Source organism: Flavobacterium hungaricum (assembly GCF_015182285.1).
GTDB lineage: Bacteria > Bacteroidota > Bacteroidia > Flavobacteriales > Flavobacteriaceae > Flavobacterium > Flavobacterium hungaricum.
In genome coordinates, this window is record NZ_PRDM01000005.1 from 316,784 (window position 1) to 335,506 (window position 18,723).

Genomic DNA, 18,723 nt, shown 5'->3' on the forward strand with positions numbered 1-18,723 from the left:
GTTTTTCAAAATTTAAAAGTTAACATTTAGACCCATCATGTAGGTTCTTGGCTGTGGATAATACCCAACATCGATTCCCTTTGCCCAAGATTGATTTACGTTTCCGAAACCAATTTCAGGATCCATCCCTTTGTACTTTGTAAATGTGTAAATGTTATTTCCTGCTACATACAATCTGAATTTAGAGAAGAATTTCAATCTGTCTGTTAACTTTGTTAAGTCGCATCCAATTGTTGCATTTTTAATTCTAAAGAAATCTGAATCCTGAACATATAAGTCAGAGAATTTAGTGTAGTTCCCATTTTCATCAGTTCCGTAAGTTACTCTTGGAACTGAGTTTGAAGTTCCTTCGCTTGTCCATCTGTTTAATACATCTGTTGTATTGTTGGTATAAGCACGTGTGTAATCGTGAATTCCGAAAACATTTTGTCCTCCCGCAGTACCATAAGTATTGATAGAGATATCAAATGCTTTGTATGATAATTCTAAATTTACACCATAATTAATATCTGGATTCGGATTACCAACTTGTGTTTTATCGTTAGCATCAATTTGTCCATCACCATTTAAGTCAACAAAACGAACGTCTCCCGGCTGTGCATTTGGCTGAACACCCGCTGCAACTTCTGCTGCATTTTGGAAAATACCGTTTGTTTTTAATCCGTAGAAATAACCCATTGGTTTTCCTACCTCAACACGATTCATTTCGTCTAAACCTTGGAATAAAACGTTGTTTTCTCCGTGAATAATTCCTTCGTTGTTAGCAATTCTAAGTACTTCGTTCTGGTTACGAGAAAGGTTGGCATTAATACCAAAATTCCAGTCTTTTCCAAAGTGAGTTCTGTAAGCCAAACCAATTTCAAAACCTTTATTACTTACGTCTCCACCATTAATATACGGTGCAGTTGCTCCAGCATAAGTAGGAATAGAAGCCAGTACTAACCAGTCTTTTGTCTTTTTATCATAATAATCAAAAGTCAAAGTAAAGTTGGTAAACAAAGTCGCATCAAAACCTAAGTCTAACTGCTCAGAAGTTTCCCATTTTAAGTTACGGTTTGCTAATTGATCAGGGCTTGAACCTACTAATAATGTTTCGTCTCCTGTACCAAAGTGATATGTTTTGTCTGTAGAATTTACAGTTGACAAATACGCGAATCTTCTTCCGAATTGGTCGTTACCATTTTGTCCCCAGCTCGCTCTTAATTTGAATGAATTTAAAACTTTGTTTTCTTTAAAGAAAGCTTCTTTGTCTAAGTTCCAACCCGCAGAAAACGAAGGGAAAATAGCATATTTGTTATTTGGTCCAAATTCTGATGAACCGTCACGACGAACTGTCGCAGAAAATAAATATTTGTTGTTGTAATCGTACAATAAACGGCCAAAGTAAGATTGAATAGCATAATCTCTACGATTTCCTTTTACCACATTTGACGTCGGGTCTTTTGCATTGTCTAAATAAGCGTGTGCAAAATCGTCAAAAATCAAGTTTCTTCCTTGTCCTTCCATGTAATCAGAAGTATTCTTTTTAGCAGAAGTACCTGCCAAAATATCGAAATTATGAGCAGAAGCAATATTGAATTTGTATTGAAGTGTATTTTCAAAAATCCATCCCATAGATTTTGTAGCACTTTGTGTAACACTAGAAACAGTATTATTATCACTAGAAGAAAGAGAATAAACTGGTCTGAAAGATCTGTAGTTACTGTCTGTCATATCAACACCAAAACTAGTTCTAAAAGTAAGGTCTTTGATGATTTTCAACTCAGCAAAAATATTCCCTACATAACGATTTGTTTTAGTCTGATTGAAGTTATTGTAATACAAAGATCCCACTGGATTGCTGACATCTGCTGAAATAATTGATGGTGCAAAACCTCCGTCTGCATCATAAGCTGCATCTATCGGCGCCGCATTTAAGAAACTTCTAATTGCATTGCTGTAAATACCATCATCGGCAACACCGCTTGATTTGATGTTTGATAAGGTAAAGTTCTCTCCAATTTTAAGATAATCTTTAATTACTTGAGAAGTTGAGTTTACTGTAAAAGTAATACGATCATATTGAGATTGATTATTTACTCCTCCAATCATACCTTCTTGTCCGTAGTAAGACAGACCTGTCGCAATTGTAGATTTTTGATCACCGCCGGTAATCAATAAAGAGTGGTTTTGTTTCATCGCCCCTTCATTAAACAAATCATTCTGCCAGTCGTGATTTGGGAAAGAAGCAATTTGCGCTTTAGTGTATAATGGAGCATATCCAGAATTTACACGAGCTTCGTTCATTATAGTTGTATATTCCTGTGTATTCATTAAGTCCAGTTTTTTAGCGATTTGCTGAAAACCTGTGTATGAACTAAATGCCACATTCATTTTACCGTCTTTTCCTTTTTTTGTAGTTACTAAGATAACTCCGTTTGCTGCTCTTGCACCGTAGATAGAAGCCGCAGAAGCATCTTTTAAAACGTCAACCCTTTCTATTACAGAAGGATCTAAATATCCAATTCCGTTATCAACCACAACACCATCCACTACATAAAGAGGATCACTGTTTCCTGCTGTACCTGCACCACGAATGTTTACCACCATATTTGCTCCCGGCTGTCCAGAAGAAGAAGTAACAGAAACCCCAGTTGCCTGACCTTGCAAAGCATTTACAACATCAAGACTTGCTACCTGCTGAATGTCTTTTCCTGATACTAATGATGTGGCTGCAGTATTTACTTTTTTCTTTTGAGTACCGTAACCAATTACTACAATCTCTTTAAGCTCCGAAGTTTCTGGCTGTAAAACTGCGTTGACTACTTTTTGAGATCCAACTGTAATGTTTTGTGTTTTAAACCCAACAAAAGTGATCACTAAAACATCACCTGTTTTGGCCTCAACTTTATATTTTCCATCAAAATCGGTAACAGTACTCGATTTTGTACCCTGTACTTGTACAGTTGCTCCCGGAACCCCAAATCCGTCTTCAGACGAAGTAATTGTTCCGCTTACAGTTTTAGATTCTTGTGCAAATCCAAACTGCATCATAAATACGCTAAGCAGCAGCCCCATAAAATATGGAAGCTTTGTTGTTTTAATACAATTTTTGCTTTTCATAATAAGAATTGATTAAGTTTAAGTTATAGTTAGTAATCTTTACCCTAAGAGAAATCTGGAACTTCCCAAGCAATTCCTGTCGCAAATGAGGGCCTGAATCTCATTTCTAACATTCGCACTTGCAGACTACGAGCAGAAACTAAAAACTGAAAGTTTTAAAGCTTCAAAATTGTTTTTATATTCTTCAATCCATTTACATGTCTCAAAAACTTTTAAAAAACAATTTAAAAAAAACAATTCGGGTAAGTTTAAGTTAAGTTTTATCTTTGCCTTCTTTGCTTATAGTCAATTTGAATTTATCTTATGGTAAATTTGACTACAAGTGTAAAACTTTTTTTCTATTTTAGCAAAATATTAAGGTTATTTTTTTTTTATTCTGATTTAAGAGGAGTCATTTTTATTAATCTAACAAGCCGACTTGTTTTAGTGAAATAATTTTTAAACAAAAAACAACCAATTAGCGATTTGACAATCAAGTATTTAAAAGATTTACATTTTAAAACGGTTCTTTTTATGAATTTCAAAGCCTTGATTATCAAATTTTTAATTTGTTAAAAAAATATTAAGTAACTAACAAAGACAGTTTAGCATTTTATTTGCTTAATTTGTCAAAATTTATATCAACTTATGGTAGAAAATGAAGACGACAAACCTTTCGCAAAAAGCGAACAAAGTGCCATGAACGCGATCACGATTGACTGCGTCATATTTGGTTTTGATAAAGGAAGTCTTGAAGTACTTTTGGTACAACATGGAGAAGGAATCAGTAAGGGGAAATGGGGTCTTCCGGGAGGATGGATTTACAAAAAAGAAAGCACAGACAATGCCGCCCATCGATTATTAAATGAACTGACGGGCCTTGATAATATTTATCTTGAACAATTAAAAGCCTTTGGCGATCCTGATCGTTTTCCGCTTCGTCGTGTTATTACGATTGGGTACTATGCTTTGGTAAAAAGAGAAGATTACAACATTAAAGCCGGTTTTACAGCGTCTGACGCTAAATGGTACAAAATAAACAGCATTCCGGATCTAATTTACGATCATAACGAAATTCTGGACTACAGTCTAAAACATCTCAGAGGACGTGTTCGTCAGGCACCAATTGGTTTTAATCTGCTTCCAGAGAAATTTACTTTATTACAGCTCATGCAGCTTTATGAAGAAGTTTTGGGAGTAGAAATGGACAAATCAAACTTTAGACGTAAAATTCTACATATGAAATTACTGGCTGCTTTAGACGAAAAGCAACAAGATGTCTCGCATAGAGCGGCACAGTTATATAAATTTGATCCCGCAATCTATCAAAAACTTACAGAAAAAGGATTTAATTTTGAATTTTAAAATTCGTCTAAACCGAGAAAAATTTCGTTTTCATAAAATTTAGTAGAAATTGGCAGAAACAGAGCACCATAACAAAACAGCAGTAGACGGAATCACAATCGATTGTGTGTTTTTCGGATTTAATAAAGAAAGTCTTGAAGTACTTCTGGTACAGCACGCTCAAGGCGAAAGTAAAGGCAAATGGGGACTCCTAGGGGGCTGGCTTCAAAGAGAAGAAAGCGCTGATGATGCCGCACAGCGAATTCTGCAGGAACTTACAGGTCTTGAAAACATTTATTTAGAACAGCTTAAAGCATTTACAAATCCGAAACGTGTATTAGAAAGACGTGTTGTTACTATCGGATATTATACTTTGGTAAACCGCGAAGATTATAACATTAAAGCCAGTCTAAGAGTTATTGAAGCGAAGTGGTATAAAATAAACGAGATCCCGGATTTGATTTTTGATCATAACGAAATTCTGAATGTCAGTTTAATGCAGCTGCGCAATCGCGTACGCCAGGCTCCTATCGGATTTAATCTCCTGCCGGAAAAATTTACTTTATTACAGTTAATGCATTTGTACGAAGAAATTCTGGGAATCGAAATGGACAAATCGAATTTCAGACGAAAAATTCTGCACATGAAACTACTGACAGAATTGGACGAAAAACAAAAAGACGTGTCGCATAGAGCCGCAAAACTCTACAAATTTGATGACGAAATGTACAAAAAACTCACTCAAAAAGGATTCAATTTTGAGTATTAAAAAAACTGCCTAAAGAAATCTTTAGGCAGTTTGAGTATTCTTTACGGAATACAGAGGATTATGACATTGCAAAAACCTCCCACTATTCCTGGAAACTTAGACGGATCTTCTGTTCCCGAATTCGCTGCAACTCCTTTACCGCTCGGGCAGATCGAAGTCGGCACGCCATTTCTTGGACCACAGACCGTTCCTAATGCTCCTCCTGTAATGCTTTTCATTTCTTCTTTGGTAAGCTTTTCATATTTCAGAATAAGCCTAATGGTTTCTTTTTCCATAATTTCCTGGGTTTAATTAGTAAATAAAAACACAATCGCTGTTTGCAGTATTGGATTTATCCTGTACAAGCCATTTCAATAAAACATTCAAAACCAAAAGCAAATAAGCTTATGGTTAAAACGACTACAAGTTACTTCTATTTATTTAAAAAGATAACTATTCGTACAAAAAATACATTTATACCATCCAAACGCCATTTTTTCTGTTTTTTAATTAAACTTTGATACCGTTAATCTAAATCTAAAAACTATTTTTCATGTTTTGCGGCAAAAACCCTTATCTGACCAAAATGATAAGATGCTGAAAAACAGTTTTTTGACTTCTGCATTCAAAATCGATAAAGTAAATTCCAGAATCCAAAACTTTGCGCTATCTTTGCGCCTTAACAACACGTTTTAAAGCAATTGTTTAATCGTGATTTATTTCCCAAAAAATACTTAAAACTCGTTTAGAGAACTGATATATTAAAATGAAGAAGATACGTAATTTTTGCATTATTGCACACATTGACCACGGTAAGAGTACATTAGCAGACAGGCTTTTGGGCGCAACACAAACCGTTACGGCTCGTGAAGAAAAAGCGCAATTGCTTGACAACATGGACTTGGAGCGCGAGCGTGGAATTACCATTAAGAGTCATGCCATTCAGATGGAATACAAATACAAAGGCGAGGAATATATCTTAAACTTAATTGATACTCCGGGCCACGTAGATTTTTCGTATGAAGTTTCGCGATCTATTGCAGCGTGTGAAGGAGCACTTTTAATTGTTGATGCTGCACAAAGTATTCAGGCACAGACTATCTCGAATCTTTATTTAGCATTAGAAAACGACTTGGAAATTATTCCGGTTTTAAATAAAGTAGATTTACCAAGTGCAAATCCAGAAGAAGTAAGTGATGATATTATCGATTTATTAGGCTGTAAACTAGAAGACATTATTCATGCTTCTGGTAAAACAGGTTTTGGGGTAGAAAATATCTTAGCGGCTATTATCGAAAAAATTCCTGCTCCGAAAGGAAATCCTGATGAACCTTTACAAGCTTTGATCTTTGACTCGGTATACAATCCGTTTCGTGGAATCGAGGTAATCTTTAGAGTTGTAAACGGTGAAATCAAAAAAGGCCAGAAAATCAAATTCATGGCGACCGATAATGAATATTTTGCTGACGAAATTGGAACTTTAAAATTAAATCAGGTTCCTAAAAATGTAGTTTCTGCAGGAGATGTTGGTTATTTGATTTCTGGAATTAAAGAAGCCCGCGAAGTAAAAGTGGGTGATACGATTACAGATGCAAAAGTGCCGACAACCAATATGATTACTGGTTTCGAGGACGTAAAACCAATGGTATTTGCGGGAATTTATCCTGTTGATACAGAGGACTACGAAGATTTGCGTTCTTCAATGGAGAAATTACAATTGAACGATGCATCCTTAGTTTTTGCTCCAGAAAGTTCTGCTGCTTTAGGTTTTGGTTTCCGCTGCGGGTTCTTAGGAATGCTGCATATGGAAATTATCCAGGAGCGTTTAGAGCGTGAGTTTGATATGACGGTAATTACAACTGTACCTAACGTTTCGTATTTGGCTTATACTAAAAAACACCCAGAAACGGCGTTGGTGGTAAACAATCCATCCGATCTGCCAGAACCTTCAAAACTAGACCGAGTAGAAGAGCCTTTTATTAAAGCTACGATCATTACAAAAGCTGATTTCGTTGGAAACGTTATGAGCTTATGTATCGAAAAACGTGGTTTAATTACCAATCAAACCTACTTAACAACTGAAAGAGTTGAATTGAATTTTGATATGCCTTTGGCCGAAATTGTATTCGATTTTTATGACCGTCTTAAAACAGTTTCTAAAGGTTATGCTTCTTTCGATTATTCACCAATCGGAATGCGTACTTCTAAATTGGTTAAACTAGACGTTCTTTTGAATGCACAGACAGTTGATGCACTTTCTGCTTTAATTCACGAAGACAACGCTTATAATATCGGTAAAAAAATGACCGAGAAATTACGCGAATTGATTCCGAGACAACAATTTGACATTCCGATTCAAGCAGCAATTGGTGCCAAAATTATCGCTCGTGAAACGATTAAAGCCCTTCGTAAAGACGTTACCGCAAAATGTTACGGTGGAGATATTTCGCGTAAGCGTAAACTTCTTGAAAAACAGAAAAAAGGTAAAAAACGTATGCGTCAAGTAGGAAACGTGGAGATTCCGCAAGAAGCATTTATGGCTGTTTTGAAATTGAATGATTAAGCTCTTCTTTTAGAATAAAGAAAATAGAGAATAGAATATAGTGAAAACCTGATAGCGAAAGTTGTCAGGTTTTTTGTTTCATTTTTAAAATACCCGTTGCGTAAAGACGCACTGCTGTGCGTCTCTACAATTCTGTGTCGAGAATATGATGACAAATTTCATTCAAATTATTATAGCCGTAATCCTGTAACCACAATCTTCATCTGTAGAGACGCACAGCAGTGCGTCTTACGCAAAGTGCTTTCAAAATATTCTTAAAATAAAATGCCTGCGAAAAAGAAACCCTGCAAATTGATTCGCAGGGTTTTAGCTGTTATCGGTTGGCTGGCACAAAAGCTATAGTGTTGCAAGAATTTTGAATCTGCCGATCTGAAAATGGTGATAAAGTTTCTGCCAGAATTCGGCTTGTTCTAAGACAGCTTAACATTTTGAGCCTTAAATCGAGATTATTACCCATTTCTGTTTCAAGTATGAGCTCGAAGATTTCCTGCAGATAAAAAGGTTGTTCTTTAAAGTTTCCCTCAAAACAAAGTTCTGAAAGGAGATTTGTAACGGAAAGCATTACATCTTTTTGTGTTTTTTGATTTTCTTTTGACATATTCGAAAATATTAAACGCACGAAGCCCTCATCTTCGGTTGTGTCAAAACACTACAAGGAGTGGAATTAGGGCTATCACTAGCTCCAGCAACGTGAATGAGGGCTCGTTATGTTAACTTAATAATTAAGTTTCAGGATTTCTCCTTGTATTGTATTTTGACATCACAAAGATACAATTCAATTCTATTAATTAAGTTTTTACTTACAAATGATAATGATTCTAAAGACATACATAAATGTACAAAAATCTGAGGAAAAAGATATTATTGATATAATTTTCGCCATTTTTATACACTTTGCGTGAGACAAACTCCATTGTGCCTCTAAGATGCAGATTAAAATCTGTCCCAATTTGGAACAGCATTTTATTTCTATAAATATTCAACCTTTGTATCTTTGAAACTCTGAACCTTTGAACCTCAAAAGAAAAAAATGGACGAAACCCCAAAACGATTTGATAGAATTGTTGCTATTCTGATTCAATTACAATCCAAAAAAATTGTGAAAGCACAGGAATTGGCCGATCGTTTTGAAGTGAGTTTACGAACGATCTACAGAGACATTCGAACACTCGAAGCTTCTGGCGTTCCTATTTATAGTGAAGCTGGGGTTGGTTACGCTTTAATGGACGGTTACCGATTGCCGCCTGTTATGTTTACGCGCGAAGAAGTAAGCAGCTTTATTGCGGCAGAAAAGCTGATGCAGAAATTTACCGATCCGTCTTTGGGAACGCATTACGCATCGGCGATGTACAAACTAAAATCGGTTTTAAAAAGCAATGACAAGGATTATCTTTCGAATATCGAATCGAGAATTTTAATGCAGACGGCAGAACCCATGTTTAATGATAATTCTCCCAATACATTAGCGGTTCTTTTTGAAGGAATTGCCGAAAAAAAACAGATTCTCTTAACGTACAAAACTTTTGACAAGGAAGAAACTACGCAGCGAAATTTGGAACCTGTCGGTGTTTTTCATGATAACAATAACTGGTATTTCTTAGGCTATTGCCATCTTCGAAAAGATTACCGTCAGTTTCGAACCGATAGAATTCAGGGAATTAAAAAAACGGAAATTGATTTTACCATAGAACATGATTCTCTGGAAACGTATTTGGATAAAAATGAAAAAACGATTCCAACGACAAAAGTTCGAATTTTGGTTGAAAAGAAAATCGCAAGATATTTATCCCACGAAAGAAAATATCACGGTTTTGTTTTTGAAGAAGAAAGGGGTGACGAAATCGAGATGACGTTTAGATGTCACAACATTCATGATGGTTTTCCGCGATGGTTTTTAATGTTTGGTGATTATGCCAAAATACTGGAACCCGAAAGTTTAAAAACCCGCACTTTAGAATTGCTGGAAATTAACAAAGAAAGGCTTTTACAAAAAAACTCCTCAAAAGCATAAAGCTTAATTGAGAAGTTTTTTTGCTGGAAATCAATGTTTATCTTTCCCAGAAAAATGGCGGTTCAATATTCAAAGCTCTTAAGTACACATAAGCTTGTCCGCGGTGATGCACTTCGTTATCAATAAAATACAATATATTTTGAATGATAGGAAATTCGTATTGTCCAAAAAGATTAAAAGTTTCACTAAAATCTTCAATCGACAATTGTTCCCAATATTTATTGATTTCCTCTGTAGCTTCATCCCACTTTTCCAGATACTGCGCTTTAAAAATCAATTTTTCTGTTTCTTCTTTATAAGGCTGGCTTTCACGGTTTACAATTCCTTTTAAGGCTGGAGCAGCAATGGCTAAAAGTTCGTCAACTAATTTTGCAAAAGGACGCATGCCGCCAATTGAAAATTCGAAGAAATCTTTTTCAGGAAACATCACGATCAAACGGCGCGTAAGTGCGCGATGCCCTTGCCAGTGTTTTAATAAATCTTCTGAAGTAATTACTTGTGCTTCTAACGTTTTCATGATTTTTAGTTTTTAAATTTCTATACTTCAAAATTAAAATGGGCCGGTGACAACAGTTTGTCAGCAGGAAAAAATATTTTTTTGATTCTCCTTAAATTTTTCACTTTAACAAAAATTCGACTCGTTTTCACTTTTTATTCAAATAATGCCTTAAAATCATAAAATACTTACAATCAAGAAATTAAAGTAAAACATTTTGTAACTTTAAGTTTGGCAACTAATGAACGTGAATTATGAAAAGTGTTTTGCTTTTGCTTTTATTATTGTATTCGACCCTATCTTTATCACAAGGAATTGCAGTCGACACTACCACTTTGAGCATCCCTGAACTTATAAGAATGGAATTGATGCAGAATGGCTGTTCAAACGAAAGTAATTTTAAATTCTCCTCACGACAGGGTATTGGTAAATTCACAAATACTAATCCAAACTTTCCCATATCGAGTGGTATCATTATACGAAATGGAGTTGCCAAATACACCGAAGGTCCATACAACGGAACGAATGAAAGCAGTAAACTAAATAATGCTGCTGACAGCGATTTACAAAATATCAGTGATAATAGCGGGCAGATTGTTCCTGTTACCGATGTCAGTTTTCTTGAATTTGATTTTACTCCTTTATCCAGTAAATTTAGCTTTGATTTCCTTTTTGCCTCAAACGAATACGGCGAATTTCAATGTGGATTCAGCGATGTTTTTGCCTTTATATTGACCGATCTTACTACAGGAGTTTCTACAAATCTTGCTGTTGTTCCAGGAAAAAATATCCCCGTTTCTGTAAAGAATATTAGAGATCAGCAATACAATTCGTCCTGCTTATCTGCCAATGCCAATTTATTTGACCGTTATAATTTGAACAATCCCTCTCAGTCCTCTATCAATATGAGAGGTGAGACTAAAGTCTTAACTGCTGCTTCAACGGTTATCCCTAACAGGACTTACCGCATAAAATTGGCGATTGGTGATTACAACGATAGTAATTATGATTCAGCGGTATTTATAAAAGGAGGCAGTTTTATGACGACGATGAATTTAGGCCCTGACAGAACAATTTGTGAAGGCGAAAAAATCACCCTTAAGTCTGATCTCGTGGGGAATTTCAGCTATACATGGACATTAAACGGAGGAATAATTGCAAATGAAACCAGTAATTCTTTGACAATTGACAAAGCCGGAACTTACGGGGTTACAGCAACACTTTCGGGCTGCGTTATTAAAGATGAAGTCGTTATTGAAGATCTTATTATTAAATCTCCCCAAAACTTAACTGCCTGTTACAACACAACTGCTGCTTATCAATATGATTTAACTCTTAATAACTTAGCCTCATTAGGTATTGATCCAGCTAAATATGCTATTTACTATTTTGATTCTTTAGCTGCAGCTAATGCAAACGGACCAACAATACCCGAAAATCAATTAAAATCTTATGTAAGTTCAGGAAATCAAACCCTATATATAAAGGCTGTACCCATTTATGATAAAAGTTTCTTTTGCAATAATTTAGTTTCATTTCAATTATTAGTAACACAACCCATTAATGCTGTAAAACCACCTGACATAAATATTTGTGACACCAAAAATATATCTGTTGATCTGACTGTTCAAGAAGCTATAATCTTAAATGGATTAAATCCTTCTGAATACAAAATCCGATATTACAACAGCGAAACAGATGCTAATAATACCCGAAACAATATTGCAGATCCAAAAAAATATGTTACATCTTTATCACAATCGCCAAGAACAATTTGGGTACGAATTGAAAATATTTCAAGCTCGGCTTGTTATACCACAGTTAATTTCAATGTAATAATTAATTCACTTCCTGCAGTAGATCAAATTCCGAATGTCATTGCCTGTACTAGTTATACGCTGCCACCGATTCAAAATGGCGAATACAATACGGCGCCAAATGGAACCGGAACTAAATTAAATGCTGGAGATATCATTACAAAAGGAGGTGTTTATTACATATACAAAGGTCCCAATGAAAACAATTGCACCAATGAGACGAAGTTTAATGTAACGCTGATTTACGAAATTGGTTTTAAAAAAGAAGCTTGTGGCCAATATGTTGTTCCTACGGTTCCTGCAGGCGGTTTTTTTACGGAGTCTGGGGGACGTGGAGATCCAATTCTGGAGGGAACAGCTTTTACAACAAGTCAGACTATTTACTACTATGCTGTAATCAATGGTTCAGTCTGCCGTGATATAGTGGTACCCTTTACAGTTTACCCGTTACCATTAGTAGATAAACCTAATAATGTAGTGACTTGCGATTCCTATACACTGCCTCCACTAACAAACGGAAATTATTTTACTTTACCTGGGGGTTTAGGTAGAGCATTGAAAGCTGGAGACAGAATAACTTCAAGCCAGACCGTTTTTGTTTTTTCAAATGACGGAAGATGTACAAACGAATCTTCTTTTAAAATTGACATTATTAATTCTCCGATTTTTATTCCGATAACACGCTGTGGAAGTTTTACTTTACCTCAAGTTTCCGTTGGCAGTTATTTTGAAAGCCCTGGTGGTCAGGGAAAGAATATTGCCCCCGGAACTGTTATTACCAATTCGCAAACCGTCTATTATTACGCTGCCACGACAACGTCTCCCAATTGCACCGAAAACCTTAAGTATGTCATCACTATAGACCCGCTTCCATTAGTAGATACACCAGCTAATAGATTGGAATGCAACCGTTATGTATTACCTCCGTTGACAAATGGGAACTATTTCACAAACACCAAAGGCGGAGGAAAAGCATTAAAAGCCGGCGATGTCATTACCACAACACAAGTTATTTATGTTTATTCCGTTGGGCCAAAATGTACCAATGAACATAGTTTTACTGTAGAAATAAGACCTCTTCCTCCGGTTGACAGTTTTACGGATGTGGTAACCTGTACTGATTTTAAACTTCCAAAATTGAAAAATGGAAAATATTACACTGCTTCAGGAGGCTCAAAAGGTTTAGGAACACAGCTTGCTGAAGGAACACTCATTAATACCACTCAGACTATTTACATTTATAATGAATGGGCAGATTTTACGTCATGTAATAATGAAACCTTTTTTAAAGTGAATTATAACGGAATAGATGTTGGTAATTTTAGCAATATAAACGTTTGTGATAGTTATACTTTGCCTTCATTAAATTTGGGAAATTATTATACACAGCCCGGAGGAAAAGGTACTGTTATTCCAGCCGGAACCGTCATTACCAATTCTCAGACCATCTACGTTTATGCCATTTCTGGTACACGTCTAACTTGCGTCAGCGAAAAGAATTTCTCCGTTACGATTTCCAAAACTCCTGTATTAGTTCCAGCTTCAGATATTGCTATTTGTGAAAGCTATACTTTACCGCCTTTAGCTTTAGGGAATTATTATAGCGAACCTAACGCCTCGGGGACTCAATATACTGCAGGGCAAAAAATAACTTCGAGCCAAAAAATGTATATTTATGCAAAAGCGTCGACAAATTCCAGTTGTTTTGCTCAGGATGATTTTGATATTACTATTTATCCACTTAAAAAATTTTCTGTACCAAACGGAATCATCTGTGTTGATTTCCAAACAGGAACTTTACAGCATTCGGCAGTATTAAATTCAGGAATAAATTCTAATGATTATACTGTTGAGTGGTATTTCAAAAACACAAAGGTCGGTACAGGCCCCACTTATACTGCAACTCAAGAAGGAATTTATACCGTTGTACCTGTCAAAAATGTACCCGATGTTGGCAGCGACTGTGGTTATAGTCCAGCCACCGTTACGGTCGAAAAATCCAGTCAGGCTGTAGCAACCGTTACCGTTTCTGATGATTTCACCGATAACGTCGATATCACAATAAACCTGATAAATGGTTTCGGAACCTATGAATACCAGCTAGATGATGGCGATTTTCAAACGAGCAATATATTTCATGATGTTGATTCTGGAGAACATGCTATTACGATAAGAGACACGAAAGCAAATTGCGACAATCTTATTTTATTTGCCAAAGTGCTCAAATATCCAAAATTTTTCACTCCAAACGGTGACGGCTACAATGACACCTGGAACATTCCGGATCTCGCTTACCAGCCCGATGCAACTATTACGATTTACGACAGATATGGTAAACTCTTAAAAATGATCAAGCCTTCGGGAGCCGGTTGGGATGGTAATTTTGATGGCGCTGCACTTCCTTCTACAGATTATTGGTTTCGGGCAACCTACACCCAAGGCGGCATGATTCAGGAATTTAAAGCACATTTTACTTTAAAACGTTAATACTTTGGGCGTGCCACCATCGCGATAAGAGGGCAAACTCAGATTGTGGTCATTCGCCCTCTTATCGTGATGCTGTCAGGCTGTTCGCGTTACTTCGGTAACCTGCTCCCATCCTTCACGCGGTCTCAAAAGAACTTTCATGGAAATTTGAGATTTTGCAAAAAGAAGCACCAAAGAGCCTCTATAAAAACTCATAACCTTAGTATCTCAGAATCTTAGCATCTTTAAAAAAAACCTTTGTACCTTTGCATCTTAAAACCTTTGCACCTTAAAAGAAATGATTGAAGATAAGAATCAACAAAGAACGAGTATAGCACAGTTGGGCGAATTTGGCTTGATTGAACATTTAACCCGAAATTTTGATGTCAATCAGGAGTCGACATTAAAAAGCATTGGAGATGATGCTGCGGTTCTTGATTTCAAAGACAAAAAAGTAGTAGTTTCTACCGATTTATTAATTGAAGGCGTTCATTTTGATCTGTCCTACATGCCGTTGAAACATTTAGGATACAAAGCTGTTGTTGTAAATGTTTCTGACATTTGCGCCATGAATGCCAAACCGACTCAGATTACAGTTTCTGTTGCAGTTTCTAATCGTTTTCCGCTGGAAGCTTTAGAAGAATTATTTGCCGGAATTACGCACGCTGCCAAAGAATATAATGTTGATGTTATTGGAGGCGATACGACCTCATCTCAAAAAGGATTAATTATCAGCATTACCGCAATTGGCGAAGCTGATGAAAATGAAATAGTGTATCGAAACGGCGCCAAAGAAACCGATCTGCTTGTAGTAACTGGAGATATTGGTGCTGCTTATATGGGATTACAGGTTTTGGAACGTGAGAAACAAGTTTTTCAGGTGAATCCGAACAATCAGCCAGATTTAGATCCGTATACTTATTTGGTAGAACGCCAATTGAAACCTGAAGCCCGAAAAGACGTCCGCACTTTGCTTCATGCTTTAGACATTAAACCAACTGCAATGATTGATATTTCGGACGGATTATCTTCAGAAATTATTCATATCTGCAAACAGTCTAAGGTAGGCTGTAATTTATACGAAGACAAACTGCCGCTTGATCCTCAATTTATTTCAACTTGTGAAGAATTTAATATTGACAGCACAACGGTTGCTATAAACGGAGGCGAAGATTACGAGCTTTTATTTACAATTGATATTAATGACTTCGATAAAATAAAAGGAAACCCAAATTTCTCCATTATAGGCCATATGGCACAAGAAAGTGAAGGAATTCATCTTGTAACCCGTGCAAACACAAAAATTGCCTTAAAAGCACGCGGCTGGGATTCTTTGAGCGAATAAAAATTTTAAAATCAATAAAAAAATTCCAAATTCCAAATGCTAGTTGAGCGATTGGAATTTGGAATTTTTTATTTGGAATTTTATTTCTAAAAAAGCCCCTTGCTTTTGGCTTCCTTCACTAGATCTTCATCAGAACTGGTTTTTATTTTTAACAGCTCTTTTAAATGGCTTTTTCGTTTTTCAATAGCATTCAAAGAAATCGGAATGTGCTGGGGGATTTCATGAGTTTCGGTTCCCAAAGAAAGATGATGCAATATCTGCTTATCGTATTGATCAATTTCTATGGCATTGTGTGTCGACTGATTCAACATTTTGACTACAGACTGGCTGTAATATTTTTCACTTTTCATTACTTGGTCAAAAGCAAAAAGGAGTTCGTCAAATGTGAGGTCATTTTTAATAATTAATCCGTTTGGCTGAATGGTACGGATGATTGTTTTTATCTTCAGCAGTTCTGTGTACATCGTCAAAAGTACAATCTTGCAGGAAGGCATTTTTTCTAAAAGAAGTTTTGCCAAATCTACGCCCGAAAAAATCTCTCTTTCTTCGTATGCCGGCATGCTGATATCTAGAAAAGCAATATCAAATTGAGGCGTATTTTTGTCTTCGATCAATTCATAGGCCGACCGGCAGTCGTGTGCCTGCGAAATCACAAATTCATATTGCTTCGGATTATAGCGTGTTATCGCATTTTTATATCCTTCTATAATAAAAGGATGATCGTCTACTATTAGAACATTTTGTGTTTTCAATTGTGCTGTTGGAGTTGTTAAATCAGATGTCATTAGTTAGCAGGTTATTGGGGTCAATTGGGATTTTTATATAAAGAATGGTTCCTTCACCTTTGGCAGATTTTATCGAGAGTGTACCATTACATTCTGCCACACGATAATCGATATTATGCAGTCCGATGCCGCTTTTGGTTCTTTTGGTATTAAATCCCTGACCATCATCTTCAATAGTTAAAACCAAATTTTCCCTGCTAGTTTCAAAAGTGATTTTTATAATATCTGCAGCAGCATATTTATTACAATTCTGCAGGCCTTCCTGAATAATTCGGTACAGATTGATCTTGACCATATTACTCACTACATCCCATTTGATATTAGGATCAAAAGAAACAATTAATTTAGAACTAAATGTATTTCGCTGATCTTCAAATAATTTATTGAGGATAACAACAAAATTATTAATTAATTCTGACTTTTCTCTATTTAAATCATGAGAAATTTCTCGAATATCCTGTTCGATATTCTTAAGTTCCATAAGATATTTATTTCGCTTAGCAGCCGCTTGCTCTTCATCCAGCTTATCCAAACTGTCCAAACTGATTCGTATTCCAAACATTCTGCCCAAAACACCATCGTGCAATTCCTGCGCTACTTTTTTCTTTTCTTTTATACGAGTAAGTTCAATTTCGTTTTGCTGCGAAATCATCAGATTATAAATATCCTCATTGGCAACTTGCTGCTGTTGTTTAAAAAGTAATTCGCGATTTTTTGCCTGCTGGGTTTTATAGACATAAAAAAAAAGTCCGATCAAGGTACAGATACTGAAAACGTAGACTAAGGTTTTGTTTTTTTCCTGTAAGTTAGAGTTTTGATCTTTTATTTCGTTGGTTTCATATTCAATACGAGAGAACTTCTCTCCCATTTTCCGTTCTGCTTTCAACATTTTTTCGTTAAGCTGAATATATTCTTTTGAATATCGAGAAGCATTTCTAGGATCAACCGCCGCGGTTTGTTTGAGAGCTTCTAAAGTATTAACAAACTTTTCTGTAGTACGAGAAAGTGCCAATGCTTGTTTTGAAAGCTGAACTGCTTTAAAAGTATCTTTTTTAAAAGCATAATATTCCGACAAGTGTATTTTACTAGACACCACTCCAGATGTAATATCAAGGCTGTCTCGAATTCTTAAAGATTCATAAAACAAATCGGGCAATTGATCCGATTCATTTAGTTTAAACTTGGCATATCCCAAATTATCCAGCAAAATTGCATACAAACTGGATCTATCGACAAAAAGGTTTTTTTCTTGAAGTCCTCTTTCAAAAAAACCTTTTGCTCGTTTGTAACTGCCCATGTGCATATAGATAAAGCCCAAATTGTTTAATGAAGCCGCTTTAAATTGAAAGTCCGATGCAATTTTTTTATCTTTCAATATATTCAACGCTTTGTTCTGAAACTCCAAGGCTTTGGTAAATTCTTCTCTTTCATTGTATAAAATACCCAATAAATTGTAACTTTCATAAAGCAGCTCATTTACATTTTTCTCATTTTTTAAAATGCTCAAAGCCTTAAAAACAGCTATTTCACTTTCAAAAAAATCACCCTCATTGTATTGCAGATTTGCCTTGTTTAAAAAAGTTTTAGCCAAGTTTAATTCATCATGAAGTTTCAGATAGGTCTTTTCTGCTTTATAATAATTCATAAAAGCACTATCAGAAATGGATTGAGACAAATAGTAATCTCCTAAATACGTATAAGCTTTAGCCATATGTACTGAATCCTTAGATGCTTGAGCTCTTTCTAAGATTAATTTAGTCGTTTTAAGATAAGCTTTCCAATCGCTCATATTGTAATAACGATTGGCAACTTTAAAGAGATTTACCTTATTGAGCGAGTCATCTTTCTGCTCTAAGATCACATTTAATGCTTTCTGCGCGTACTTTTGTTTAATCTGTAAAGGCAGATTATCCTCATTTGCTAACGTAAGGTAAGTAGAAAGGCTGTCTACAGAAGAATTCTTCACCGCATTTTCTGTCTTCTTGGTACAAGCCAATAAAACAAAGAATAAAAGCAGTAGTATTTTATTTATTTTCTTCAATTGTGACTCAAGTTTTATCAAAAATA

12 protein-coding genes are annotated in these 18,723 nt (G+C 35.7%); 6 read left to right on the plus strand and 6 right to left on the minus strand.

The features are described 5' to 3' along the window. Positions 1-12 precede the first annotated feature (12 nt). A complete protein-coding gene (locus tag C4F50_RS20845; RefSeq protein WP_194140577.1) occupies positions 13-3,102 on the minus strand; it encodes a SusC/RagA family TonB-linked outer membrane protein in 3,090 nt (1,029 codons plus the stop codon). A 627-nt stretch (positions 3,103-3,729) separates the two neighbouring features. On the opposite strand from C4F50_RS20845, the gene C4F50_RS20850 reads away from it, so the two are divergent. Both C4F50_RS20850 and C4F50_RS20855 read left to right on the plus strand, forming a co-directional pair. Further along, the gene (locus tag C4F50_RS20850) at positions 3,730-4,446 is read left to right on the plus strand and encodes an NUDIX hydrolase (protein ID WP_194140578.1); all 717 of its coding nucleotides are present in this window, start codon (positions 3,730-3,732) and stop codon (positions 4,444-4,446) included. Between the two features lie 49 nt (positions 4,447-4,495). Next, on the plus strand, positions 4,496-5,194 hold the full coding sequence (locus C4F50_RS20855) for an NUDIX hydrolase (RefSeq protein ID WP_194140579.1): 699 nt from the start codon (positions 4,496-4,498) through the stop codon (positions 5,192-5,194). A 41-nt stretch (positions 5,195-5,235) separates the two neighbouring features. Here the strand turns inward: C4F50_RS20855 and C4F50_RS20860 are convergent, their stop codons facing one another. Continuing rightward, on the minus strand, positions 5,236-5,469 hold the full coding sequence (locus C4F50_RS20860) for a bacteriocin (protein WP_194140580.1): 234 nt from the start codon (positions 5,467-5,469) through the stop codon (positions 5,236-5,238). Between the two features lie 470 nt (positions 5,470-5,939). Between C4F50_RS20860 and lepA the strand changes: the two genes are divergently transcribed. Further along, the gene (gene lepA / locus C4F50_RS20865; RefSeq protein WP_194140581.1) at positions 5,940-7,736 is read left to right on the plus strand and encodes a translation elongation factor 4; all 1,797 of its coding nucleotides are present in this window, start codon (positions 5,940-5,942) and stop codon (positions 7,734-7,736) included. Between the two features lie 313 nt (positions 7,737-8,049). Here the strand turns inward: lepA and C4F50_RS20870 are convergent, their stop codons facing one another. Beyond that, positions 8,050-8,334 (minus strand): hypothetical protein, encoded by a 285-nt coding sequence (locus C4F50_RS20870; RefSeq protein WP_194140582.1) that lies wholly within the window; start codon positions 8,332-8,334, stop codon positions 8,050-8,052. A gap of 432 nt (positions 8,335-8,766) precedes the next feature. On the opposite strand from C4F50_RS20870, the gene C4F50_RS20875 reads away from it, so the two are divergent. Beyond that, a complete protein-coding gene (locus C4F50_RS20875; RefSeq protein ID WP_194140583.1) occupies positions 8,767-9,747 on the plus strand; it encodes a helix-turn-helix transcriptional regulator in 981 nt (326 codons plus the stop codon). 37 nt (positions 9,748-9,784) lie between these two features. On the opposite strand, the gene C4F50_RS20880 is transcribed toward C4F50_RS20875, so the two are convergent. Then, positions 9,785-10,264: a DinB family protein gene (locus C4F50_RS20880; RefSeq protein WP_194140584.1), complete on the minus strand. Its 480-nt coding sequence runs from the start codon at positions 10,262-10,264 to the stop codon at positions 9,785-9,787. Positions 10,265-10,497: 233 nt separating this feature from the next. Between C4F50_RS20880 and C4F50_RS20885 the strand changes: the two genes are divergently transcribed. After that, positions 10,498-14,547, plus strand: coding sequence for a T9SS type B sorting domain-containing protein (locus C4F50_RS20885; RefSeq protein ID WP_194140585.1), 4,050 nt, complete (start codon positions 10,498-10,500; stop codon positions 14,545-14,547). A gap of 277 nt (positions 14,548-14,824) precedes the next feature. Beyond that, the gene (gene thiL / locus C4F50_RS20890; protein WP_194140586.1) at positions 14,825-15,871 is read left to right on the plus strand and encodes a thiamine-phosphate kinase; all 1,047 of its coding nucleotides are present in this window, start codon (positions 14,825-14,827) and stop codon (positions 15,869-15,871) included. Positions 15,872-15,957: 86 nt separating this feature from the next. Here thiL and C4F50_RS20895 read toward each other — a convergent pair whose 3' ends face one another. Together C4F50_RS20895 and C4F50_RS20900 are read right to left on the minus strand one after the other, a co-directional pair. Further along, on the minus strand, positions 15,958-16,656 hold the full coding sequence (locus tag C4F50_RS20895) for a response regulator (RefSeq protein WP_194140587.1): 699 nt from the start codon (positions 16,654-16,656) through the stop codon (positions 15,958-15,960). Continuing rightward, a complete protein-coding gene (locus tag C4F50_RS20900) occupies positions 16,646-18,697 on the minus strand; it encodes a tetratricopeptide repeat-containing sensor histidine kinase (protein ID WP_228012101.1) in 2,052 nt (683 codons plus the stop codon). The genes C4F50_RS20895 and C4F50_RS20900 overlap by 11 nt, the downstream gene beginning before the upstream one ends. Positions 18,698-18,723 lie beyond the last annotated feature (26 nt).